The sequence below is a fragment of the Serratia sp. NA_112.1 genome (assembly GCF_052691715.1).
In genome coordinates, this window is the sequence record NZ_JBQZFO010000004.1 from 26,051 (window position 1) to 50,544 (window position 24,494).

The 24,494-nt window shown below is 54.6% G+C and carries 21 protein-coding genes and 2 tRNA genes; 22 read left to right on the top strand and 1 reads right to left on the bottom strand.

What is annotated here, in order from left to right:
* From rlmE to yedF, 19 genes are all read left to right on the top strand, one after another.
* Nucleotides 1-630, top strand: coding sequence for a 23S rRNA (uridine(2552)-2'-O)-methyltransferase RlmE (rlmE, locus tag ACUTQ5_RS10265; protein WP_012004940.1), 630 nt, complete (start codon nucleotides 1-3; stop codon nucleotides 628-630).
* A 56-nt stretch (nucleotides 631-686) separates the two neighbouring features.
* Complete coding sequence (gene ftsH, locus ACUTQ5_RS10270) at nucleotides 687-2,618, top strand: ATP-dependent zinc metalloprotease FtsH (protein WP_041415851.1); 1,932 nt, start codon at nucleotides 687-689, stop codon at nucleotides 2,616-2,618.
* A 92-nt stretch (nucleotides 2,619-2,710) separates the two neighbouring features.
* Nucleotides 2,711-3,544 (top strand): dihydropteroate synthase, encoded by an 834-nt coding sequence (gene folP / locus ACUTQ5_RS10275; protein WP_261092208.1) that lies wholly within the window; start codon nucleotides 2,711-2,713, stop codon nucleotides 3,542-3,544.
* 7 nt (nucleotides 3,545-3,551) lie between these two features.
* Nucleotides 3,552-4,889: a phosphoglucosamine mutase gene (glmM, locus tag ACUTQ5_RS10280; protein ID WP_445651170.1), complete on the top strand. Its 1,338-nt coding sequence runs from the start codon at nucleotides 3,552-3,554 to the stop codon at nucleotides 4,887-4,889.
* 251 nt (nucleotides 4,890-5,140) lie between these two features.
* A complete protein-coding gene (gene secG, locus ACUTQ5_RS10285) occupies nucleotides 5,141-5,476 on the top strand; it encodes a preprotein translocase subunit SecG (protein ID WP_012004944.1) in 336 nt (111 codons plus the stop codon).
* Between the two features lie 78 nt (nucleotides 5,477-5,554).
* Nucleotides 5,555-5,641 (top strand) — tRNA-Leu (locus ACUTQ5_RS10290).
* Nucleotides 5,642-5,701: 60 nt separating this feature from the next.
* Nucleotides 5,702-5,778 (top strand) — tRNA-Met (locus ACUTQ5_RS10295).
* 217 nt (nucleotides 5,779-5,995) lie between these two features.
* Nucleotides 5,996-6,448 carry a ribosome maturation factor RimP gene (rimP, locus tag ACUTQ5_RS10300; RefSeq protein ID WP_012004945.1) on the top strand — a complete coding sequence of 151 codons (453 nt, stop codon included), beginning with the start codon at nucleotides 5,996-5,998 and terminating at the stop codon, nucleotides 6,446-6,448.
* Nucleotides 6,449-6,469: 21 nt separating this feature from the next.
* Nucleotides 6,470-7,978 (top strand): transcription termination factor NusA, encoded by a 1,509-nt coding sequence (gene nusA, locus ACUTQ5_RS10305; RefSeq protein WP_112347918.1) that lies wholly within the window; start codon nucleotides 6,470-6,472, stop codon nucleotides 7,976-7,978.
* A gap of 24 nt (nucleotides 7,979-8,002) precedes the next feature.
* Nucleotides 8,003-10,690: a translation initiation factor IF-2 gene (infB, locus tag ACUTQ5_RS10310; protein WP_261110114.1), complete on the top strand. Its 2,688-nt coding sequence runs from the start codon at nucleotides 8,003-8,005 to the stop codon at nucleotides 10,688-10,690.
* Nucleotides 10,691-10,760: 70 nt separating this feature from the next.
* Nucleotides 10,761-11,171, top strand: a complete 411-nt coding sequence (gene rbfA / locus ACUTQ5_RS10315) for a 30S ribosome-binding factor RbfA (RefSeq protein ID WP_085119479.1) — start codon at nucleotides 10,761-10,763, stop codon at nucleotides 11,169-11,171.
* On the top strand, nucleotides 11,171-12,115 hold the full coding sequence (gene truB, locus ACUTQ5_RS10320; protein ID WP_445651171.1) for a tRNA pseudouridine(55) synthase TruB: 945 nt from the start codon (nucleotides 11,171-11,173) through the stop codon (nucleotides 12,113-12,115). The genes rbfA and truB overlap by 1 nt, the downstream gene beginning before the upstream one ends.
* Nucleotides 12,116-12,238: 123 nt before the next feature.
* Nucleotides 12,239-12,508, top strand: coding sequence for a 30S ribosomal protein S15 (gene rpsO, locus ACUTQ5_RS10325; protein WP_012004950.1), 270 nt, complete (start codon nucleotides 12,239-12,241; stop codon nucleotides 12,506-12,508).
* Nucleotides 12,509-12,763: 255 nt separating this feature from the next.
* Nucleotides 12,764-14,881, top strand: coding sequence for a polyribonucleotide nucleotidyltransferase (gene pnp / locus ACUTQ5_RS10330; protein WP_261110112.1), 2,118 nt, complete (start codon nucleotides 12,764-12,766; stop codon nucleotides 14,879-14,881).
* A gap of 128 nt (nucleotides 14,882-15,009) precedes the next feature.
* Nucleotides 15,010-15,894: a lipoprotein NlpI gene (gene nlpI, locus ACUTQ5_RS10335; RefSeq protein ID WP_445651172.1), complete on the top strand. Its 885-nt coding sequence runs from the start codon at nucleotides 15,010-15,012 to the stop codon at nucleotides 15,892-15,894.
* 247 nt (nucleotides 15,895-16,141) lie between these two features.
* Complete coding sequence (gene yrbN, locus ACUTQ5_RS10340; RefSeq protein WP_223499600.1) at nucleotides 16,142-16,216, top strand: protein YrbN; 75 nt, start codon at nucleotides 16,142-16,144, stop codon at nucleotides 16,214-16,216.
* The gene (locus ACUTQ5_RS10345; RefSeq protein WP_445651173.1) at nucleotides 16,206-18,161 is read left to right on the top strand and encodes a DEAD/DEAH family ATP-dependent RNA helicase; all 1,956 of its coding nucleotides are present in this window, start codon (nucleotides 16,206-16,208) and stop codon (nucleotides 18,159-18,161) included. Before yrbN ends, ACUTQ5_RS10345 begins: the two co-directional genes overlap by 11 nt.
* 293 nt (nucleotides 18,162-18,454) lie before the next feature.
* The gene (gene yedE / locus ACUTQ5_RS10350) at nucleotides 18,455-19,669 is read left to right on the top strand and encodes a selenium metabolism membrane protein YedE/FdhT (protein WP_445651174.1); all 1,215 of its coding nucleotides are present in this window, start codon (nucleotides 18,455-18,457) and stop codon (nucleotides 19,667-19,669) included.
* On the top strand, nucleotides 19,666-19,905 hold the full coding sequence (gene yedF / locus ACUTQ5_RS10355; protein WP_012004955.1) for a sulfurtransferase-like selenium metabolism protein YedF: 240 nt from the start codon (nucleotides 19,666-19,668) through the stop codon (nucleotides 19,903-19,905). The genes yedE and yedF overlap by 4 nt, the downstream gene beginning before the upstream one ends.
* A gap of 81 nt (nucleotides 19,906-19,986) precedes the next feature.
* Here yedF and ACUTQ5_RS10360 read toward each other — a convergent pair whose 3' ends face one another.
* The gene (locus ACUTQ5_RS10360) at nucleotides 19,987-21,000 is read right to left on the bottom strand and encodes a luciferase-like monooxygenase (protein ID WP_445651175.1); all 1,014 of its coding nucleotides are present in this window, start codon (nucleotides 20,998-21,000) and stop codon (nucleotides 19,987-19,989) included.
* Between the two features lie 225 nt (nucleotides 21,001-21,225).
* Between ACUTQ5_RS10360 and ACUTQ5_RS10365 the strand changes: the two genes are divergently transcribed.
* From ACUTQ5_RS10365 to ACUTQ5_RS10375, 3 genes are read left to right on the top strand one after another with little or no spacing between them, the layout of a single operon-like run.
* Nucleotides 21,226-22,197, top strand: a complete 972-nt coding sequence (locus tag ACUTQ5_RS10365; protein WP_445651176.1) for an HlyD family secretion protein — start codon at nucleotides 21,226-21,228, stop codon at nucleotides 22,195-22,197.
* Nucleotides 22,179-23,333 carry an ABC transporter permease gene (locus tag ACUTQ5_RS10370; protein ID WP_445651177.1) on the top strand — a complete coding sequence of 385 codons (1,155 nt, stop codon included), beginning with the start codon at nucleotides 22,179-22,181 and terminating at the stop codon, nucleotides 23,331-23,333. Before ACUTQ5_RS10365 ends, ACUTQ5_RS10370 begins: the two co-directional genes overlap by 19 nt.
* A complete protein-coding gene (locus tag ACUTQ5_RS10375) occupies nucleotides 23,330-24,469 on the top strand; it encodes an ABC transporter permease (RefSeq protein WP_445651178.1) in 1,140 nt (379 codons plus the stop codon). The genes ACUTQ5_RS10370 and ACUTQ5_RS10375 overlap by 4 nt, the downstream gene beginning before the upstream one ends.
* Nucleotides 24,470-24,494: the final 25 nt, after the last annotated feature.

Consider the following 24,494-nt stretch of genomic DNA (forward strand, 5'->3'; position numbering starts at 1 on the left):
ATGGCTAATAAAAAGCGTTCTGCTAGCTCCAGTCGCTGGTTACAAGAACACTTTAGCGATAAATATGTTCAACAGGCGCAGAAAAAAGGGCTGCGTTCGCGCGCCTGGTTTAAACTTGATGAAATACAGCAGAGTGACAAACTGTTTAAACCCGGCATGACCGTAGTGGACTTAGGTGCGGCACCGGGTGGTTGGTCGCAATATGTCGTGACCCAGATCGGCGGTTCCGGCCGCATCATCGCCTGTGATATTTTGCCAATGGATCCTATCGTTGGCGTTGATTTCCTTCAGGGCGATTTTCGTGATGAACTGGTGCTCAAGGCTCTGTTGGAACGAGTAGGTGAAAGTAAGGTTCAGGTGGTTATGTCTGACATGGCCCCGAATATGAGTGGCACCCCGGCCGTCGATATTCCAAGATCGATGTACCTGGTGGAATTAGCACTAGGAATGTGTCGTGATGTCCTCGCACCAGGCGGAAGTTTCCTGGTGAAGGTGTTCCAGGGAGATGGTTTTGACGAGTACCTACGGGAAATTCGCTCCCTGTTTACGAAGGTTAAGATTCGTAAGCCAGACGCTTCCCGCGCACGTTCGCGCGAAGTGTACATTGTAGCGACAGGGCGCAAGCTGTAGTACCCTAACGCTGTTTGTTAACACAGTTGTAATATGAGGTTAATCCCTTGAGTGACATGGCGAAAAACCTAATTCTCTGGTTAGTCATCGCGGTAGTGTTGATGTCTGTATTCCAGAGCTTTGGGCCCAGCGAGTCGAATGGCCGTAGGGTGGATTACTCTACCTTCATGTCCGAGCTGACCCAGGACCAGGTTCGCGAAGCGCGAATCAACGGACGTGAAATTAACGTTACCAAGAAAGACAGTAACAAATACACGACCTACATCCCTGTCAACGATCCGAAATTGCTGGATACGTTGTTAACCAAGAATGTGAAAGTTGTTGGTGAACCGCCTGAAGAGCCGAGCTTGCTGGCTTCTATCTTTATTTCGTGGTTCCCAATGCTGTTGCTGATCGGGGTTTGGATCTTCTTTATGCGGCAAATGCAGGGCGGCGGCGGCAAGGGCGCGATGTCCTTCGGTAAGAGCAAGGCCCGCATGCTGACGGAAGACCAGATCAAAACCACTTTTGCCGACGTTGCTGGTTGTGACGAAGCAAAAGAAGAAGTAAGCGAACTGGTGGAATACCTGCGTGAGCCGAGCCGTTTCCAGAAGTTGGGCGGCAAGATCCCTAAAGGTGTGCTGATGGTTGGCCCTCCAGGGACCGGTAAAACGCTGTTGGCGAAAGCTATCGCCGGCGAGGCTAAAGTGCCGTTCTTCACCATTTCCGGTTCCGACTTCGTGGAAATGTTCGTGGGTGTTGGTGCTTCTCGTGTGCGTGACATGTTCGAACAGGCCAAGAAAGCGGCACCGTGCATCATCTTTATCGATGAAATCGACGCCGTCGGTCGCCAGCGTGGCGCCGGCCTGGGTGGCGGTCACGATGAACGTGAGCAAACGCTGAACCAGATGCTGGTTGAGATGGACGGCTTTGAAGGCAACGAAGGCATTATCGTCATTGCTGCGACCAACCGTCCGGACGTGCTTGACCCGGCCTTGCTGCGTCCAGGCCGTTTCGACCGTCAGGTTGTTGTTGGTCTGCCAGACGTACGTGGTCGTGAGCAGATCCTGAAAGTGCACTCCCGTCGCGTGCCTTTGGCGCCGGATGTTGATGCTTCAGTACTGGCTCGTGGTACTCCGGGCTTCTCCGGTGCTGACCTGGCCAACCTGGTCAACGAAGCGGCACTGTTTGCCGCCCGTGGCAACAAACGCGTGGTGTCGATGGTTGAGTTCGAAAAAGCCAAAGACAAGATCATGATGGGTGCGGAACGTCGCTCGATGGTGATGACCGAAGCGCAGAAAGAGTCGACCGCGTATCACGAAGCTGGCCACGCCATTATCGGCCGTCTGGTTCCTGAGCACGATCCGGTACACAAGGTAACCATTATTCCTCGTGGCCGCGCGTTGGGGGTCACCTTCTTCCTGCCTGAAGGCGATGCAATCAGCGCCAGCCGTCAGAAGCTGGAGAGCCAAATCTCTACTCTGTACGGTGGTCGTCTGGCAGAAGAGATCATTTACGGGCCAGAGAAAGTCTCTACCGGTGCGTCGAACGACATTAAAGTGGCGACCTCGATTGCCCGCAACATGGTGACCCAATGGGGCTTCTCAGAGAAGCTGGGGCCATTGCTGTATGCGGAAGAAGAGGGCGAAGTGTTCCTGGGCCGTTCCGTGGCCAAGGCGAAACACATGTCGGACGAAACTGCGCGCATCATCGACCAGGAAGTTAAATCCCTGATCGAACGCAACTACATCCGTGCGCGAGCGTTGCTGATGGAAAACATGGACATCCTGCATTCGATGAAGGATGCACTGATGAAGTATGAAACCATCGATGCGCCTCAGATCGACGATCTGATGAACCGCAAAGACGTGCGTCCGCCAGCGGGTTGGGACGATGCGAGCAAAGGCAGCAACTCCGACAATGGCGGCACACCGAAAGCCCCTACGCCGGTAGATGAGCCACGCACGCCAAACCCAGGCAATACCCTGTCTGAACAGCTAGACAAGTAACTTTGGCTGTGTAATAACATCGAACCCCGGCATGCCGGGGTTTTTTATTGTCCGGCGGGCAGTGAACCAGACAACAGTAAGGTGGATTAGTAATGCAGTTAACCGTGCGAGACACGACTTTCGATCTTTCCCATCCGCGGGTGATGGGGATCCTCAACGTAACCCCGGATTCTTTTTCTGACGGCGGCCAACACAACACTCTAAATCAGGCGTTGTTACATGCCCATGCACTGATTTCGGCCGGTGCGACCATGATTGATGTGGGTGGCGAGTCGACCAGACCGGGAGCGGCAGAGGTTAGCGAAGACGAAGAGATCGCACGCGTAGTGCCTGTGGTGGAAGCCATTGCCCGGCGTTTTGAAGTCTTTATCTCGGTAGATACTTCGAAAGCCGGGGTGATCCGCGAGTCGGCTCTGGCCGGAGCGCATTTGATCAATGACGTTCGCTCGTTGCAGGAGCCGGGCGCGCTGGCTGCCGCCGCAGAAAGCGGGCTACCGGTGTGTCTGATGCATATGCAGGGTGAACCGCGTACCATGCAGCAGGCGCCGCACTATGATGACCTTATTGGTGATGTTAACGCCTTTTTCCAGCGACATATTGAGCGCTGTAATGCCGCCGGTATTACAAATCAGAAATTGCTGCTCGACCCAGGATTCGGTTTCGGTAAGAATTTAGCGCACAATTATCAGCTTCTGGCCAGATTGTCAGAGTTTCATCACTTCGGCCTGCCGTTGTTGGTGGGGATGTCGCGTAAGTCGATGATTGGACAACTGCTGAACGTGCCCCCCGATCAGCGGGTCATCGGCAGCGTGGCCTGTGCGGTGATCGCCGCCATGCAGGGCGCACAGATCGTCAGAGTGCATGACGTTAAAGAAACCGTCGAGGCGATGCGTGTCGTCGAGGCAACACTTTCAGCTAAGGGATGATAGAGACATGAGTGAACGCAAATATTTTGGTACCGACGGCATTCGTGGCAAGGTCGGTGATAGTCCTATTACCCCTGAGTTCGTTCTGAAGCTGGGCTGGGCGGCGGGTAAGGTACTGGCACGTCACGGCTCTCGTAAAATCATTATCGGTAAAGATACCCGTATTTCCGGCTATATGCTGGAGTCTGCGCTAGAAGCCGGGCTGGCCGCTGCGGGGCTGTCAGCTTCGTTTACTGGCCCGATGCCGACGCCGGCGGTAGCGTATCTGACGCGTACCTTCCGTGCTGAAGCCGGTATTGTGATTTCGGCATCACATAACCCATTTTACGACAATGGCATCAAGTTCTTCTCGATCGACGGCGCTAAGCTGCCGGATCACGTGGAAGAAGCGATCGAAGCCGAGATGGAAAAACCACTGACCTGTGTGGAGTCCGCCGAGCTAGGCAAAGCTAGCCGTATTATCGACGCTGCCGGTCGTTACATTGAGTTTTGCAAAGGCACCTTCCCGAGCGAATTGAGCCTGAAAGGGTTGAAGATCGTAGTCGATTGCGCCAACGGTGCCACTTACCACATCGCACCGAGCGTACTACGTGAACTGGGTGCCACGGTGATTGCCATCGGTGTTGAGCCGGACGGCATGAATATCAATGAAAAGTGCGGCGCGACTGATGTTCGTCAATTACAAGAGCGCGTACTGCAGGAAAAAGCCCATGTCGGCCTGGCATTTGACGGTGACGGCGACCGCGTGATGATGGTTGATCACCTTGGCAACAAGGTCGATGGCGACCAAATCCTTTATATCATCGCTCGTGAAGGACTGCGTCAGGGCCAGTTGCGCGGTGGCGCGGTTGGCACGCTGATGAGCAACATGGGGCTGGAATTGGCACTCAAGCAGTTGGGTATCCCATTTGCACGTGCGAAAGTCGGTGACCGCTACGTGCTGGAGAAGCTACAGGAACTGGGGTGGCGTATTGGTGCGGAAAACTCCGGCCACGTGATCCTGTTGGACAAAACCACCACGGGTGACGGCATCGTTGCCGGCCTGCAGGTGCTGACGGCGATTGTTCGTAACAGTATGAGTCTGCACGACCTGTGCAGTGGCATGAAATTGTTGCCGCAAATTCTGGTCAACGTGCGCTTTGCCGGCGAGCATAACCCGCTGGAATCCGAAGAGGTGCGCAAAATCACCGAGCAGGTTGAGGTGGAATTGGCCGGTCGTGGCCGCGTTCTGCTGCGCAAATCCGGTACCGAACCGCTGATCCGCGTGATGGTGGAAGGTGAAGATGAGCAGCAGGTGACTGCGTTGGCACATCGCATCGCCGATGCGGTGAAATCCGCTGGTTAATTGGCCATTGATGAGTTCGGGGGCGGCAGTTGCCCCCTAAAATCACAGCCTGCGAATTTTATTGGTGTTTTTTTCCGCAAACGCGCCGGTGGCTGCAAATTGCCCTTGCGTGGTTTGGCACCTTTGGTTAGTATTCACACCCGCTTCAGTGGGCAGTTTGGTATAACGCCTGCGACTTCTTGTTAGAAAAGAAGCCTATGGGGTGTGAAGCATTTGGCACGCGGTGAAGCCGCAAGGATACAGGTACAACTATGTACGAAGCTCTTCTGGTAATTTTCCTGCTGATCTCAATCGGGCTGGTAGCTCTGATTATGCTGCAGCAAGGTAAAGGCGCTGATATGGGAGCCTCATTCGGAGCAGGTGCATCTGGCACATTGTTCGGTTCGAGTGGTTCCGGCAACTTCATGACCCGCATGACGGCTGTGCTGGCGACGTTGTTCTTCGTCATCAGTCTGATCCTTGGCAATCTGAGCACCAACCAGACCAAGAAGGGCAGCGAGTGGGAAAACCTGGGTCAGCCAGTGAAATCTGAGCAGACTACCGCGCCGGCAGCACCAACCAAGCCGAGCAGCGATATCCCACAGTAAGCGCTAAGTAGTAACAGAGTTTGAAAACGGTTGTTGTTACCTCGATATAAATAACAACCGTTAGCAGTAAGAATCAGTACCGAGGTGGTGGAATTGGTAGACACGCTACCTTGAGGTGGTAGTGCCCTAACGGGCTTGTGGGTTCGAGTCCCATCCTCGGTACCAAATCCCAGAGATAACTTGCTATTTTGCGATTATCGGCGTAATATTTGCCACGTTTTCGGACGCGGGGTGGAGCAGCCTGGTAGCTCGTCGGGCTCATAACCCGAAGGTCGTCGGTTCAAATCCGGCCCCCGCAACCACTTTCCTTTAAGTGTTTATTTTCAAATACACTTTTCGATTGAAATCCGCTTTTCTCGATCAACATTTGAAAATGACACTTGCTAGAAAGTTGCACCGAAGCCGCTTAGCGGCAAACAGGGTCCAGTTGCATAAAGCCCCGAATTTTCGGGGTTTTTTGTTATTTGGCAACAGAATCACTGGGCTATTAGGCCCTTTTTTTATGTCTTGGGGGTGGGCTTGTCCACATTAGAGCAAAAATTAACAGAGATGCTTTCGGCACCGGTAGAAGCGTTGGGCTTTGAACTTGTAGGCATCGAATTTATTCGTGCGCGCCAATCGACGCTCCGTATCTATATTGATAGTGAAAACGGCATCAATGTTGACGATTGTGCTGATGTCAGCCACCAGGTCAGCGCTGTATTGGACGTTGAAGAGCCAATCACAGTCGCTTACAACTTGGAAGTCTCCTCTCCTGGCCTTGATCGCCCGATGTTCACCGCCGAGCACTATACTCGTTTCCTCGGTGACGAAGTCAGCCTGGTCTTGCGCATGGCCGTACAGAACCGTCGCAAATGGCAGGGCATCATCAAGTCTGTCGATGGCGAGATGATCACTGTTGCTGTGGAAGGGAAAGATGAAGTGTTCGCGCTGAGCAATATCCAGAAAGCGAACCTGGTACCCCACTTTTAAAGTTTGGATGAGGCAACTAGGATGAATAAAGAGATTCTGGCTGTTGTTGAAGCTGTTTCCAATGAAAAATCCCTTCCGCGTGAGAAGATTTTCGAAGCGCTGGAAACCGCATTAGCCACCGCCACCAAGAAAAAATACGAGCAGGAAATCGAAGTTCGCGTCAGCATTGACCGCAAAACTGGCGATTTCGACACCTTCCGCCGTTGGGTCGCTGTAGATGAAGTGACTCAGCCAACGCGTGAAATCACGCTGGAAGCTGCACAGTATGAAGAGCCAGGTATTGAGCTGGGCGGTTACATCGAAGATCAGATTGAATCTGTGACCTTCGATCGTATCACCACTCAAACCGCGAAACAGGTTATCGTACAGAAAGTACGTGAAGCCGAGCGCGCGATGGTGGTTGACGCCTTCCGCCAGCACGAAGGTGAAATCGTCACCGGTGTAGTGAAGAAAGTTAACCGTGACAGCATTGCGCTGGACCTGGGTAGCAACGCTGAAGCGGTCATTGGCCGTGAAGACATGCTGCCACGCGAAAACTTCCGTCCGGGCGACCGTATCCGCGGTATCCTGTACGCCGTTCGTCCTGAAGCCCGTGGTGCGCAGCTGTTCGTCAGCCGCTCCAGCGCTGAGATGCTGAAAGAACTGTTCCGCATCGAAGTACCGGAAATCGGCGAAGAAGTGATCGAAATTAAAGCGGCAGCCCGCGATCCTGGCTCCCGTGCAAAAATTGCAGTGAAAACCAACGACAAACGCATCGACCCGGTCGGCGCTTGCGTAGGTATGCGCGGTGCGCGCGTTCAGGCCGTTTCGAGCGAGCTCGGCGGTGAACGTATCGACATCATCCTGTGGGATGATAACCCTGCGCAGTTCGTCATCAACGCCATGGCGCCGGCAGACGTTGCCTCAATCGTGGTTGATGAAGATAATTGCACTATGGATATCGCCGTTGAAGCCAGCAATCTGGCACAGGCGATCGGCCGTAATGGCCAAAACGTGCGTTTGGCATCCCAGTTGTTAAAACAGCATCGTGACGATGACCGTTGGGAACTGAACGTGATGACGGCGGACGATCTGCAGGCCAAGCACCAGGCCGAAGCTCATGCCGCCATTGATACCTTCACCAAACATCTTGATATTGACGAAGATTTCGCCACCGTACTGGTTGAAGAAGGCTTCTCTACTCTGGAAGAGTTGGCTTACGTGCCAATCAAAGAGTTGCTGGAAATCGACGGTCTGGATGAAGATATGGTTGAAGCGTTGCGCGATCGCGCCAAAGCTGCATTGACCACGCTGGCCCTGGCACAAGAAGAAAGCCTGGGCGACCAAAAACCTGCTGACGATTTGCTCAACCTGTCGGGTCTTGAGCGCAGCATGGCCTTTAAACTGGCCGCGCGTGGGGTTTGTACGCTGGAAGATCTTGCCGAGCAGGGTGTTGACGATCTGGCTGATATTGAAGGGCTTAGCGATGAGCAAGCCGGCGAGCTGATTATGGCCGCACGTAATATCTGTTGGTTTGGCGACAACGCGTAATAAACTGTAGCAGGAAGGAACAGCATGACGACAGATGTAACCGTAAAATCACTGGCAGCAGAGATTCAGACTCCAGTTGATCGCCTGGTACAGCAGTTTGCTGATGCAGGGATTAACAAGTCTGAGACAGACTCTGTAACCCAACATGAGAAAGAAGCCTTACTGGCGCACCTGAACCGTGAACACGGTAGTGCACCGGGTAAGCTCACGTTGCAGCGCAAAACGCGCAGCACCTTGAATATTCCGAGCACCGGCGGTAAAAGTAAATCGGTGCAAATCGAGGTCCGCAAGAAACGCACTTATGTAAATCGCGATACGCCAGAAGCCCAACAGGCTGAAGCGGCAGAGCAGGCACAGCGTGAAGCGGAAGAGCAGGCACAGCGCGCAGCAGAAGAGCTGGCAAAACGCGAAGCAGAAGCAAAGCGCGCAGCCGAAGAGCAAGCCAAACGTGAGGCCGCGGAGATTGCTAAGCGTAATTCAGCGGAAAAAGAAAAAGTGACGAATCAACATACCGACGAAATGACCAAGCCAGCTCAGGCAGAAAAAGCACGCCGTGAAGCCGAAGCCGCTGAACTGAAACGTAAAGCGGAAGAGGAAGTACGACGCAAGGTTGAAGAAGACGCCAAACGCGTAGCGGAAGAAGCGCGCCGTATGGCCGAAGAAAAAGGCGAAGAATGGGCTGCTGCAGAGAAAGCTAGCGCAGCGGTTGAAACTGCCGATTATCATGTCACCACTTCCCAGCACGCCCGTGCTGCCGAAGACGAAAACGACGCCAAAGTTGAAGGCGAACGCCGCACCCGCACTCGTGGCGGCAAAGCGACCAAGCAGAAGAAAGGCAACAAACTTTCCGAGTCTAAAGCAGACCGTGAAGAAGCGCGCGCCGTGACCCGTGGTGGTAAAGGCAAGCGTAAGCCAAGTACTCTGCAGCAGGGCTTCAACAAGCCGGCTCAGGTGGTTAACCGTGACGTTGTGATCGGCGAAACCATCACCGTGGCCGAACTGGCTAACAAGATGGCGGTTAAAGGCTCTCAGGTCATCAAAGCGATGATGAAACTGGGCGCAATGGCCACCATCAACCAGGTCATCGACCAGGAAACCGCCCAGCTGGTTGCCGAAGAGATGGGCCACAAAGTTATCCTGCGTCGTGAGAACGAGCTGGAAGAAGCGCTGATGAGCGACCGTGATACTGGTGCTGCGGCTGAGCCACGTGCGCCAGTTGTGACCATCATGGGCCACGTTGACCACGGTAAAACTTCTCTGCTGGACTACATCCGCTCCACCAAGGTGGCAGCAGGCGAGGCCGGTGGTATTACCCAGCATATCGGTGCTTACCACGTAGAAACCGAAAACGGCATGATCACCTTCCTGGATACCCCAGGCCACGCAGCCTTTACTTCAATGCGTGCTCGTGGTGCTCAGGCAACAGACATCGTTGTTCTGGTCGTTGCTGCCGACGACGGCGTGATGCCGCAAACCATCGAAGCTATCCAGCATGCGCAAGCAGCGAAGGTACCTTTGGTGGTTGCAGTAAACAAAATTGACAAGCCGGAAGCCGATCCGGACCGCGTTAAACAGGAACTGTCCCAGTACGGCGTTATGCCGGAAGAGTGGGGCGGCGAAGCACAGTTCGTTCACGTATCTGCGAAAGCCGGTACCGGTATCGACGAACTGCTGGAAGCTATCCTGCTGCGCTCTGAAGTTCTCGAACTGAAAGCGGTACGCAGCGGCATGGCCAGCGGCGTAGTTATCGAATCCTTCCTGGATAAAGGTCGTGGCCCAGTTGCTACCGTGCTGGTACAGGAAGGTACGCTGAATAAAGGCGATATCGTTCTGTGTGGCTTCGAATACGGCCGTGTGCGTGCGATGCGTGATGAACTAGGCCACGAAGTGACCTCAGCAGGTCCTTCTATTCCGGTTGAGATCCTGGGCCTGTCCAGCGTTCCAGCTGCCGGTGATGAAGTGACTGTAGTGCGTGACGAGAAGAAAGCGCGTGAAGTTGCGCTGTACCGTCAAGGCAAGTTCCGCGAAGTTAAACTGGCGCGTCAGCAGAAATCCAAACTGGAAAACATGTTTGCGAATATGACCGACGGTGAAGTTTCTGAGCTGAACATCGTACTGAAATCCGACGTACAGGGTTCTTGTGAAGCGATTATGGATTCATTGCTGAAACTCTCTACCGACGAAGTGAAAGTGAAGATTGTTGGCTCTGGCGTAGGGGGTATTACCGAAACCGACGCCACGCTGGCAGCGGCTTCCAACGCTATCATCCTGGGCTTCAACGTCCGTGCCGACGCTTCTGCGCGCCGCGTGATTGAAGCAGAAAGCCTGGATCTGCGTTACTACTCCGTGATCTATAACCTGATCGACGAAGTGAAGCAGGCGATGAGCGGTATGTTGGCGCCTGAGTACAAGCAGCAGATTATCGGCCTGGCCGCCGTACGTGACGTGTTCAAATCACCTAAATTCGGCGCCATTGCAGGTTGTATGGTTACCGAAGGGAACATCAAACGTCACAACCCAATCCGCGTTCTGCGCGACAACGTGGTTATCTATGAAGGCGAGCTGGAATCCTTACGCCGCTTCAAAGATGACGTTAACGAAGTCCGTAACGGCATGGAATGTGGTATCGGCGTTAAGAACTACAACGACGTGCGCGTCGGCGACATGATCGAAGTATTCGAAATCATCGAGATCCAACGCACCATCGCTTAACGCTAGCACATCTGCTTAAGTCTGTTCTGGGGGGCCTTGTGCCCCCCGATTTGTCTGGAGAATCCCCAAAATGGCAAAAGAATTCAGCCGCGGTCAGCGCGTGGCACAAGAGATGCAAAAAGAGATTGCTATCATTCTGCAGCGTGAAGTCAAAGATCCGCGTGTCGGCATGGCTACCGTTTCTGGTGTAGAAGTTTCTCGTGATTTGGCCTATGCCAAAGTTTACGTCACCTTCCTGAACGTATTGACCGAAAACGCCGATCCGGATCTGGTGCCTAAAGGCATTAAAGCTCTGGAAGATGCTTCCGGCTACATCCGCACGCTGCTGGGTAAAGCCATGCGCCTGCGCGTAGTACCTGAGCTGACCTTCGCTTACGATAACTCCCTGGTTGAAGGCATGCGCATGTCCAACCTGGTGACCAACGTAGTGAAGAATGACGCCGAGCGCCGTTCCGCATCAGGCGATGACGAGGAGGCTTAATGAGTCGCCCTCGTCGCCGCGGCCGTGATATCCACGGTGTCCTGTTGCTGGACAAACCGGAGGGCCTGTCATCCAACGACGCCCTACAAAAAGTAAAGCGCCTCTATAACGCCAATCGCGCGGGCCACACCGGTGCGCTCGACCCGCTGGCGACCGGCATGCTGCCGATTTGCCTCGGTGAGGCGACCAAGTTTTCACAGTTCCTGCTCGACTCCGACAAACGCTACCGCGTGATTGCCCGGCTCGGTCAGCGTACCGATACCTCGGATGCTGACGGCCAAATTGTGCAGGAGCGGCCGGTGAGTTTCACCCAGGTGCAGCTCGATGCGGCGCTGGACAGTTTCCGTGGCGATATTAAGCAGGTGCCTTCGATGTACTCGGCGCTGAAATACCAGGGCAAGAAACTCTATGAGTATGCTCGCCAGGGTATCGAAGTGCCGCGTGAAGCGCGTAGCATTACCGTTTACGAACTGCAGTTTATTCGCTGGGAAGGGGATGAGCTGGAGCTGGAAATTCACTGCTCAAAAGGCACTTACATCCGCACCATCACCGATGACCTCGGTGAGCTGCTGGGATGTGGTGCGCACGTGATCTATTTGCGTCGTCTGCAGGTGGCGACCTACCCGACCGAGCGCATGGTCACGCTGGAGCAGTTGAACGAATTGCTGGAGCAGGCCCATCGGCAGGGAATCGCCCCGGCCGAGCTACTCGATCCGTTGTTGATGCCGATGGACAGTCCGGTGGAGAACTACCCGGAAGTGAATCTGCTGCCCGTTGTTGCCGGTTACGTTAAGCAAGGGCAACCGGTTCAGGTTGCTGGTGCACCTGCCTCGGGCATGGTCCGTATCACTGAAGGTGAAGAGCGTAAATTTATCGGCGTCGGTGATATTGCCGATGACGGTCGTGTGGCGCCGCGCCGCCTGGTAGTTGAATATTTCGACTAAGGGTAGAAAACGCACTGCCTTGCGATCGCACTGCGCTAAGGGTAGAATGGCGCAGCTTATGCATTGGGTTGCTGAATTAGAGATCGGCGCCTGTATTTATTATCTATAATCTGGAGTAAGACAATGTCTCTAAGTGTTGAAGCTAAAGCTAAAATCGTAGCTGATTTCGGTCGTGGTACTAACGACAGCGGTTCTTCCGAAGTTCAGGTTGCCCTGTTGACTGCGCAGATCAACCATCTGCAAGGCCACTTCTCAGAGCACAAAAAAGATCACCACAGCCGTCGTGGTCTGCTGCGTATGGTTTCTCAGCGTCGTAAGCTGCTGGACTACCTGAAGCGTAAAGATGTAGCACGTTACACCAGCCTGATCGAGCGTCTGGGTCTGCGTCGCTAATCAAGCGAGTTTCAGTGGAAAGGGGCCTATTTTGGCCCCTTTCTTCTAGGAAGCATAAGCAAATCAGGTTAATGTATTACTGATGTTTCCAAACAGGCTCTTCCGTTACAGAGGTTCGCGCGGCTAATGAGAGGCTTTGTCTCAGGCTTGAGATAAGGATTGTCATTAGTCGCGAGGATGTAGTGAGAAGGCAAACCGAGTCACTGGCGTGTCGAGTCGACAATACGATTGCGCGCCTAATCTAAGGATATAATTTTGCTGACACCGATCATTCGCAAATTCCAGTATGGCCAGCATACCCTCACTATTGAGACTGGTATGATGGCTCGTCAGGCCACTGCTGCCGTTATGGTGAGCATGGATGACACCGCAGTATTCGTTACCGTAGTTGGCCAGAAAAAAGCCAAACCAGGCCAGAGCTTCTTCCCACTGACGGTTAACTATCAGGAGCGTACCTACGCTGCTGGTCGTATCCCGGGTAGCTTCTTCCGTCGTGAAGGCCGTCCGAGCGAAGGTGAAACCCTGACCTCCCGTCTGATTGACCGTCCGATCCGTCCACTGTTCCCGGACAGCTTCCTGAACGAAGTTCAGGTGATCGCGACCGTTGTTTCCCTTAACCCGCAGGTTAACCCGGACATCGTTGCGATGATCGGTGCCTCTGCCGCCCTGAGCCTGTCCGGTATTCCGTTCAATGGCCCAATCGGTGCTGCGCGCGTGGGTTACATCAACAATCAATACGTGTTGAACCCAACCAGCGATGAGCTGAAAGAAAGCAGCCTGGACTTGGTGGTTGCCGGTACCGCTGGCGCAGTACTGATGGTTGAATCCGAAGCTGACGTTCTGAGCGAAGATCAGATGCTGGGTGCGGTGGTATTTGGCCACGAGCAACAGCAAATCGTTATCGAAAACATTAATTCCCTGGTTGCCGAAGCCGGCAAGCCTAAGTGGGACTGGCAGGCACCTGCAGTCAACGAAGCGCTGCACGCGCGCGTTGCAGAACTGGCAGAAGGCCGCCTGGGTGACGCTTATCACATCACCGAAAAACAAGAGCGTTACGCTCAGGTTGATGCGATCAAGAGCAGCGTTGTTGAAACCTTGCTGGCCCAGGACGAAACCCTGGACGTGTCTGAAATTCAGGACATCCTGGGTAGCGTTGAGAAAAACGTCGTTCGTAGCCGCGTACTGCGTGGCGAGCCGCGTATCGACGGCCGTGAAAAAGACATGATCCGTGGTCTGGACGTACGCACCGGCGTACTGCCGCGTACCCACGGCTCCGCGCTGTTCACCCGTGGTGAGACTCAGGCACTGGTTACCGCAACGCTGGGCACCGCCCGTGACGCGCAGAACCTGGATGAGCTGATGGGCGAAAAGACCGACAGCTTCCTGTTCCACTACAACTTCCCTCCGTACTCCGTTGGTGAGACCGGGATGGTAGGTTCGCCAAAACGTCGTGAAATTGGTCACGGTCGCCTGGCGAAACGTGGCGTATTGGCTATGATGCCTAAGCCAGAAGATTTCCCGTACACGGTACGTGTGGTTTCTGAAATCACCGAATCCAACGGTTCTTCTTCCATGGCTTCCGTCTGTGGTGCCTCTCTGGCACTGATGGATGCAGGTGTGCCAATTAAGGCCGCCGTTGCCGGTATCGCAATGGGCCTGGTGAAAGAACAAGACAACTTTGTTGTTCTGTCCGACATTCTGGGTGACGAAGATCACCTGGGCGACATGGACTTCAAAGTAGCCGGTAGCCGTGACGGTATTACCGCGCTGCAGATGGACATTAAAATTGAAGGCATCACCCGCGAAATCATGCAGGTTGCTCTGAACCAGGCTAAGGGCGCGCGTCTGCACATCCTTGGCGTGATGGAACAGGCTATCAGTACCCCGCGTGGCGATATCTCTCAGTTTGCACCACGTATCCACACTATCCGCATCAACCCGGACAAGATCAAAGATGTGATTGGTAAAGGCGGTTCTGTCATCCGTGCGCTGACAGAAGAGACCGGCACTACCATTGAAATCGAAGATGATGGTACAGTTAAAATCGCTGCTACCGACGGTGAGAAAGCGAAATTCGCTATCCGTCGCATCGAAGAGATCACTGCCGAGATCGAAGTGGGCCGTATTTACCAGGGTAAAGTTACCCGTATCGTTGATTTCGGCGCATTCGTGGCGATCGGCGGCGGTAAAGAAGGTCTGGTGCACATCTCTCAAATCGCTGACAAGCGCGTTGAGAAAGTGACCGACTATCTGCAGATGGGTCAGGAAGTACCGGTTAAGGTACTGGAAGTTGACCGTCAGGGCCGTGTGCGTCTGAGCATCAAAGAAGCGACTGCCCCAGAAGCAGGTTCACCTGCGCCTGAAGCAGAATAACTGTATAGATAGATTTACAGCTCCCGGCCATGAGGTTGGGGGCTGTTCATATAACGCGGGCAGGATGTCTGCGTATTTGCAAACGGATGAAAGGATGTTCATCCAATGTTTGTCTTCGGGAGTGGGAAATGAAGCCTTTCTTGCGCTGGTTTTACGTTGCGACAGCACTCATGCTGGCAGGATGCAGCAACCATGATTGGCGTAAAGACGAAGTTTTGGCTATCCCGTTGCAGCCAACACTGCAGCAGGAAGTGATCCTGGCGCGCATGGAACAAATACTTGCCAGCCGGGCACTGACGGACGATGAGCGTGCGCAGCTTTTATATGAGCGTGGAGTGCTGTATGATAGCCTCGGGCTACGTGCACTGGCGCGCAATGATTTCTCGCAAGCGCTGGCGATACGTCCTGATATGCCAGAAGTTTTCAACTACCTGGGCATTTACTTAACGCAGGCAGGCAATTTTGATGCTGCCTATGAAGCGTTTGATTCTGTACTAGAGCTTGATCCAACTTACAATTACGCGCGTTTAAACCGGGGCATCGCTCTTTATTATGGCGGCCGCTTCCCGTTGGCGCAGGATGATCTGCAGGCGTTTTATCAAGACGACCCAAACGATCCCTTCCGTTCGTTGTGGCTTTATCTTGTGGAAAGAGAAATCGATCCCAAGAAGGCTGACGTAGCGCTCCAGCAGCGTTATGACAAAGCGAACCGAGGGCAATGGGGATGGAATATTGTCGAATTCTACCTGGGCAACATCAGTGAAAAAACGCTGATGGAAAGGCTCAAGGCAGATGCAACGGATAACACTTCGCTCGCTGAGCATCTCAGTGAAACTGACTTCTATTTAGGTAAGCATTACCTAAGTCTGGGGGACAAGGACACCGCTTTGGCGCTGTTCAAACTGACGGTTGCTAACAACGTTCATAACTTCGTTGAGCACCGCTATGCATTGTTGGAATTGGCGCTGTTGGGCCAAGAACAAGACGACCTATCGGAATCGGACCAGCAATAGCTGACGAACACCTCTACCCAATAGATTTCAAATTGCGGCAAGGCGGCAATCGAACGAATCCCTGGGAGCTTAGTTCACTAAGTGACGAGGGTGAGGGAGAGCAGCCAACACAGCGGCGGTTTGGAAGATGAAGGGTAATCAGCCTGATATACATTGGTTTTATTGCCAAAGTTATCGTCTTTACGGGCGAGGGCTTTTTTGTTCGTTTTATAATCTAATTTGAGCCGGTTCACACTTTTCAATGAAAATGACTGAAAATTTTCTCGACGAGTTATGTAGACTGGCTGCCATTATTAATGAGGCACGTGTACATGACTACTGAGCTTGAAACCTCTTTTGCTGACCTGGGGCTGTCTGCTCCAATCATTTCTGCCCTGACCGATCTGGGCTACGAAAAACCGTCACCGATCCAGGCAGAGTGTATTCCTCACCTGTTGAACGGCCGTGATGTGCTGGGCATGGCGCAGACCGGTAGCGGTAAAACTGCAGCATTCTCGCTGCCACTGTTGCACAACCTGAAAGCCGATCTGAAAGCACCGCAGATCCTGGTATTGGCACCGACCCGCGAACTGGCGGTTCAGGTTGCTGAAGCAATGACTGATTTCTCCAAACACATGCATGGCGTTAACGTTGTGGCCCTGTACGGCGGCCAGCGTTATGACGTGCAGCTGCGCGCTCTGCGTCAGGGCCCGCAAATTGTAGTAGGGACTCCAGGCCGTCTGCTGGACCACCTGAAACGCGGCACGCTGAACCTCTCCAGCCTGAGTGGCCTGGTGCTGGATGAAGCCGACGAAATGCTGCGCATGGGCTTTATCGAAGACGTAGAAACCATCATGGCGGAGATCCCGGCTGAACATCAGACCGCGCTGTTCTCTGCAACCATGCCGGAAGCGATCCGTCGCATTACCCGCCGCTTTATGAAAGAGCCGCAGGAAGTGCGTATCCAGTCCAGCATCACCACCCGTCCGGACATCAGCCAGAGTTACTGGACTGTGCAGGGCATGCGTAAAAACGAAGCGCTGGTGCGTTTCCTGGAAGCTGAAGACTTTGATGCGGCGATTATTTTCGTTCGTACCAAAAATGCGACCCTGGAAGTGGCTGAAGCGCTGGAGCGCAGTGGCTACAACAGCGCCGCTCTGAACGGTGACATGAACCAGGCTCTGCGTGAGCAAACCCTGGAGCGTCTGAAAGGTGGCCGTCTGGATATCCTGATCGCGACCGACGTTGCTGCTCGTGGCCTGGACGTTGAGCGTATCAGCCTGGTGGTAAACTATGATATCCCTATGGATTCCGAGTCTTACGTTCACCGTATCGGCCGTACCGGTCGTGCTGGTCGTGCCGGTCGCGCACTGTTGTTCGTAGAAAACCGCGAACGCCGCCTGCTGCGCAACATCGAACGCACCATGAAGCTGACCATTCCAGAAGTTGAACTGCCAAACGCAGAACTGCTGGGTGAGCGTCGTCTGGCCAAGTTCGCCGCTAAAGTACAGCAACAGCTGGAAAGCAGCGATCTGGACATGTACCGTGGCCTGCTGGCTAAACTGCAGCCGGGCGAAGAAGAACTGGAAATGGAAACGCTGGCTGCAGCACTGCTGAAAATGGCACAGGGCGAACGTCCTCTGATCCTGCCACCGGACCCAGTGTTCAAGCCACGTCAGCGTCGTGAGTTCAACGACCGTGACGATCGCGGTAGCGACCGTCGTCGTGACGCGCGTCCAGACAGCCGTGACGGTGGCGCTGAGCGTCCACGTCGTGAACGTCGTGACGTTGGCGAAATGCAGCTGTACCGCATTGAAGTGGGTCGTGATGATGGCGTTGAAGTTCGTCATATCGTTGGCGCGATCGCTAACGAAGGCGACATCAGCAGCCGTTACATTGGTAACATCAAACTGTTTGCCGGGCACTCTACTATCGAGCTGCCAAAAGGTATGCCGGGCGAGATCCTGTCTCACTTCACCCGTACCCGCATCTTGAACAAACCGATGAACATGCAACTGCTGGGCGATGCACAGCCGCATGAACGTCGTGAGCGTCCTGCCGGTAACGGTGAACGTCGTGGCGGTGGTCGTCCATTCAACGGCGAACGTCGTGAAGGGGCAAACCCAGGTCGTCGTTCTTTCGGTGATCGTCGTGAGGGCGGTGCTGCTGCACCTGCTGGCAACGGTGGCGAGCGTCGTGGCGGTAACTTCAACCGTGACGGCCAACGCGCACCACGTCGTGATGACGCCGCTCCGGCTGCACCACGTCGCCGTTTCGGTGATGCATAACATCTAATTTGACCGTTCGCGGTTAATCGGACTAAAGACCAGCCTTCGGGCTGGTTAGTTTGATGACAAACACCCGAAAAACGTGGTTTTCGGGTGTTTGGGATAAATCAGAAGACATAATTCTTTGTTTTTATTAGCCCTTAAAACTGGACTTTAAACCGCAAAGAACTTTGTCAGTAATCTGACCAGCCTTCGGGCTGGTTTTTTTATGCCTGAAACTCACCGTTAAGTGGAGGAAAATGGCGTATCATTTATAAGGTTTTTTCTTATGGATACTACGCACGGGAGATGCCATGAGTTGGCAGCAGTTCAAGTCTCAATATCTGGTGCGCTTTTGGGCACCTTTACCCGCAGTGATTGCCGCCGGGATCCTCTCAACCTACTATTTCGGTTTGACCGGGGCCTTCTGGGCGGTGACCGGTGAATTCACCCGCTGGGGCGGTCATATATTGCAGCTGTTCGGGGGGCACCCTGAGCAGTGGGGGTACTTCAAGGTTATCGGGCTTGAGGGGACACCGCTGCAGCGCATCGACGGCAGGATGATCATCGGCATGTTTGCCGGCTGCATCGCCGCCGCGCTGTGGGCTAACAACATCAAGCTGCGCCAGCCACAGAACCGTATCCGCATTGTGCAGGCGCTGCTGGGCGGTATCATTGCCGGTTTCGGTGCGCGTCTGGCGATGGGGTGTAATCTGGCGGCATTCTTTACCGGTATTCCGCAGTTCTCGCTGCACGCCTGGTTCTTTGCCCTGGCGACCGCCGCCGGCTCTTATTTTGGTGCCAAATTTACCCTGTTGCCGATGTTCCGCATTCCGATCAAATTACAGAAGGTGAAGGCGGCTGCGCCGCTGACTCAAAAACCGGAGCAGGCGCGTCGCCGCTTCCGTTTGGGCATGGTGGTTTTCTGTCTGGCAATCGCCTGGTCGCTATGGACGCTGTTTGACGCGCCGAAGCTGGGTATTGCCATGTTGTTTGGCATCGGTTTTGGTCTGCTGATTGAACGGGCGCAAATTTGTTTCACCTCGGCGTTTCGCGATCTGTGGATCAGCGGGCGCACCCATATGGCGAAGGCCATTATTCTCGGCATGGCTGCCAGCGCCATCGGCATTTTCAGCTACGTTCAACTGGGTGTGGCACCGAAGATCATGTGGGCCGGTCCTAATGCCGTGCTTGGTGGGCTATTGTTTGGTTTCGGCATAGTGTTGGCCGGTGGTTGTGAAACCGGCTGGATGTACCGCGCGGTCGAGGGGCAGGTGCATTACTGGTGGGTAGGGTTGGGCAATATCATTGGTGCCACGCTGCTGGCTTATTATTGGGATGATTTGTCCCCGACGCTGGCCACTGACTACGACAAGGTCAACCTGCTGGAAACCTTCGGCCCGGTCGGCGGCCTGTTGGTGACCTACCTGCTGCTGGCATTGGCGTTTGGTGCCATGCTGTGGTGGGAGAAACGCTTTTTCCGCGCCAAGCCCGACGCGCAGGTGGTTAATTTAAGGAGTGTGTCATGAAGCAAACGGCGATAGTGCCGGATTACCGGTTGGATATGCTGGGTGAGCCTTGCCCTTACCCGGCGGTGGCGACGCTGGAAGCGATGCCACAGTTGAAGCCGGGGGAGATCCTCGAGGTGATCAGCGATTGCCCGCAGTCGATCAACAACATCCCGCTTGATGCGCGCAACCATGGCTACAAGGTACTGGATATCCAGCAGGATGGTCCCACCATCCGCTATTTGATTCAGCGCTAACCTGTCAGGGGCCGCATTGTACAGCCCCTTTTTGCAAGGCGGGCGTGAAGGGAAATGATTGCCCTGCGGCCCGCCGTTGGCTTACCCTTTCGCCAGCGTGTCTTTTACTCCGGCGACAATTTCAAACGAATGCAAGCGTGCCTGATGGTCAAAGATCTGGCCGTTAACCATGATTTCATCCGCACCGGTTTCGTTCAGCAGCGTCTGCAACCCATTACGCACGGTAGTTTCATTGCCGATGACTGACATGCGCAGTGCCTGATCAACCCCGTATTGTTCCCCGGCGGTCCACAGCGCGTGGATATTGTCCACCGGTGCCGGCAGCGGGCCCGGCGAACCACGGCGCAGATTGATAAACTGCTGCTGCATCGAGGTAAACAGGAAGTGTGCATCGGCATCACTGTCGGCGGCCACCACGTTGACGCACACCATGGCGTGCGGCCGTTGGCATTGCTCGGAAGGCTTGAAGTTGTCGCGGTACAGGTTAAATGCCTGGAACAGCATCTCAGGGGCAAAGTGGGAAGCGAAGGCAAACGGCAGGCCAAGCTGGGCCGCCAATTGTGCGCTGTACAGGCTGGAGCCCAGCAGCCAGATCGGCACGTGTAACCCCTGGCCGGGTACCGCCTGCACCGACTGGCCCGGTTGTACTTCACCGAAGTAATGTTGCAGTTCCTGCACGTCGCGCGGGAAGTTATCCACTTCACCGGATAGATGACGACGCAATGCCATCATGGTGCGTTGGTCAGTACCGGGCGCGCGGCCCAGGCCCAGATCGATACGCCCAGGGTACAGCGACTCCAGCGTGCCGAACTGTTCGGCAATCACCAACGGCGCATGGTTAGGCAGCATCACGCCACCGGAGCCGAGACGGATACTCTGGGTACCGGCGGCCAGATAGCCCAGCAACACCGAGGTTGCCGCGCTGCCAATGCCGGTCATATTGTGATGTTCTGCCAGCCAATAGCGTTGATAGCCCCATTTTTCGGCATGTTGTGCTAAATCTAAAGAGGCGTGAAAAGCGTCACGGGGTTTGGCCCCTTGCGGAATGGGGGATAAATCCAGTACCGAAACCGGCACCGCAGTTTTTTCAGTCATGATATCGTCCATCAAAGAGTTGATCGCTTAAAGGGCGATTGCAGGATTCTGCAAACTACAAAGCAAAATGTGCTTTTAGTGTTAAAAGCATAATCCAATTTATGGTTATAAAAGAGGATATATGTGCTTGCCATATCCTTATGAGAAAAAAGGTTTTTTTTGGGGCCGATTGAAATATGGACGTGATGAATCCACCTGCCGCTTATCGCTCAGGGAGCTGAGAGAATGAAGAAAAAGACGTTGTTTACCTTATTGTTGATGGTGGTGGCGATCGCCATGGCGATCTTGTTCCGGGCACATAATCAGGATTTGTTATTGCAGGGGGAAGTGGACGCGCCGGAGGTGATCGTGGCCTCCAAGGCCAAGGGACGGGTAGTTGAACGCCTGGTTGAGCGTGGTGACGACGTGAAAGCCGAACAGGTGATGATTCAGCTCGATAGCCCGGAACTGATGGCCCAGCTACGTTCCGCCCAGGCGTCGCGCGATGAGGCCAAAGCGCAGCTCGACCAATCGCTGCACGGCACGCGTGAAGAAAGCATCCGTAATCTGCGTGCCAACCTGGCGCAGGCCGAGGCGCAATACCGCAACGCGCAGAACGACTATAACCGTAACCTGAGCGTTTCCGGCAAAGGTTATATTTCGAAGTCCGAGCTGGACAGCTCGCGCCGTGCGCGCGACACCGCATTCCAACAGGTACAGGCGGCCAAGGCCAACCTGGACGAAGGCACGAATGGCGACCGTATCGAACTACGGCAGCAATATGCCGCGGCGCTGCGGGCGGCGGAAGAGAACCTGCTGGAAGTGAAAGCCCAGACCGACGATCTGCGGGTTTTAGCCCCGGTGGCCGGTGAAGTGGGGCCGATCCCGGCGGAGGTCGGGGAATTGTTGAATGCCGGCAGCCCATTGTTGACGCTGATCCGCGTTCCGGATGCCTACTTTGTCTTTAACCTGCGCGAAGACATTTTGGCTCATGTGCGTAAGGGCGATAAGGTGCAGATGCGGGTACCGGCGCTGAAGGACAAAATGATTGAGGCAGAGGTGCGTTACATCGCGCCGCTGGGCGATTACGCCACCAAACGCGCCACTCGTGCTACCGGTGACTTCGATCTGAAAACCTTTGAAGTGCGTCTGTATCCGTCACAGCCGGTGGAAGGCCTGCGCCCAGGGATGAGCAGCTTATGGCTATGGAAAGAGTAAGGGCCGGCTGGCGCTGCTTCAGTCACGCGTTTGACAACGAGTGCCGTGTCGCCTTCCGCAGCCCGGTAATACACTGGCTGAGCTGGATTTTCCCGCTGATGCTGTTTGGCCTGGTCAGCAGCAACTTTTCGGAAGGGACCTTGCTGGATCTGCCGGTGTCGGTGGTGGATAACGATCACAGCTCGTTGTCCAAGTCGCTGACGCGCCGACTGGATGCCGGCTCTCATGCTCACGTCGAGTTGTATGACGGCGGGCTGAATGAATCGCTGTATCGTCTGCGTAGCGCGCAGGATTACGCGCTGTTGTACGTACCGCCGGACTTTGAAGCCAATGCGCTGGCGGGTAAGCAGCCGAGCGTGGTGATGTATTACAACGCGTTGTTCTACGGGGCTGGGCTGTATTCCACTCAGGATTTCAGCGGGCTGATGGCCGAAATCAATGCCGGCTACCGCAGCATTATCGCCGCCGAGATGGGCAAGACGCTGCCGCCATTGGCGAACGTGACGCTGTCGTACGGCAGTTTATTCAACGCCAGCGGCAGTTATATTTATTACCAGCAGTTTGCCGCGACTATCCATTTGCTGCAGCTGTTTGTGGTGACGTGCATGATTTACGTGTTGGCACGCAGCAAATCACTGTTGAAGGCCCGGCCATTCGGTCTGGCACTGCTGGGTAAATTGGCACCATACACCCTGTGTTTCACCAGCCTGTTGATGGTTGAAATTGCCGCGCTGGTGGGTATTTTTGACGCCCGCGTCAGCGGCAATCCACTGTTTATGTTGATGATAGCCTTCTTTTACGTGATGGCAGCGCAGAGCATCGGTCTGCTGTTGTTTACCTTTACCAGCAGCATTATCACCGCCTACAGCCTGATCGCCATCCTGGTCAGTATTGCGTTGACCTTCTCGGGTATGGCGGTACCGGAATTGTCGATGCCGTTGCCGGCGCGAATTATCTCCAATATCGAACCCTTAACCCACGCGCTGTACGCGATGTTTGACGTATTCCTGCGACAGGTTCCGGCCAGCGCCATCTTCAGCGTTTGCGCGTTACTGTCCGTCTACCCGTTGGTAACGGCATTCCTGGTGCGTAACCGGCTGTTGGCGCGGCTGCTGAAGGAAGGGGGGGCAGGATGAAAATCTACTGGCAAACCTTCGTTCGGGTGCTGCTTGGCATGCTGGAGAGGCCGATGTGGTTGATGCTGATCCTGTCGCTGTGCGTCATGAGCATGGTCTATGCCAACCGGACGGTGTGGGATCTGCCGGTCGGCGTGATTGATCAGGACCACAGCACCGCCAGCCGCCAATTGATCCGCCAACTGGACGCTACCTCTAAAATATCCATCGTGACTTACGACAGCCTTGAGCAGGCGAAGCTAGATCTGGGCTGGCGCAAGCTGTTCGCGGTGATCATCATGCCGGTGGATCTGGAGAAGAAGATCCTGAGTGGCCAAAATATCGTGGTGCCGGTCTATGGCGATGCCACCAACCGGCTGGCCAACGGCCAGATCCAGCAGGACGTGGTTGCGGCCTATCAGCAACTGCTGAACCAGTACAACAACGGCTTACTGCTGCGCAGCGGTTTCAGCGAACGTCAGGCGCAGGTGATCCTGACGCCAATACAAGGGCAAACGCTGGACGTGTTCAACCCGGGGATCAGCTTTGCGGCGATCATCTTCCCCGGCTTGCTGGTGATGTTGTTACAGCACTCGTTATTGATTGCCTGCGTCCGCGTCAGCATTGCCATGAAGAGCATCCCCGGTGGCAAGCCACCGTTGGCGGCCCATTTGGGCGGGCTGACGGCGCTGCTACCGATCTGGCTATTCCTGTCCATCGTGCTGTTTGTACTGTGGCCGTGGGTGTTGGGCTATCGTCAGACGGCGGGCATTGCAGAAATTTTGTTGCTGACCTTCCCATTCCTGTTGGCGGTACTGGGGCTGGGCAAGTTGGTCACCGAATGCTTGCGCAGTGTAGAGATGATTTACCTGACGCTGGCGTTTATCACCACGCCGATATTCTACCTCTCCGGTACCATCTGGCCGCTGCAGGCGATGCCGGCCTGGGTGCGGGCGATTTCCTACTGCATTCCCTCCACCTGGGCCACCAAGGCCATTGCCGGGGTTAACCAAATGGGCCTGTCGCTCAATGAAGTCTGGGGTGACGTGGTGATGTTGCTGGTGTTGGGGATTATTTACACCCTGCTGGGAGTCGGGGTGGGCTTCATGCGTAACAGCGTGGCGCTGCGTAACCTGCTCCGCAAACGGGCAAGTTAATTCAGGGGGCCTGAAGCCATATTTC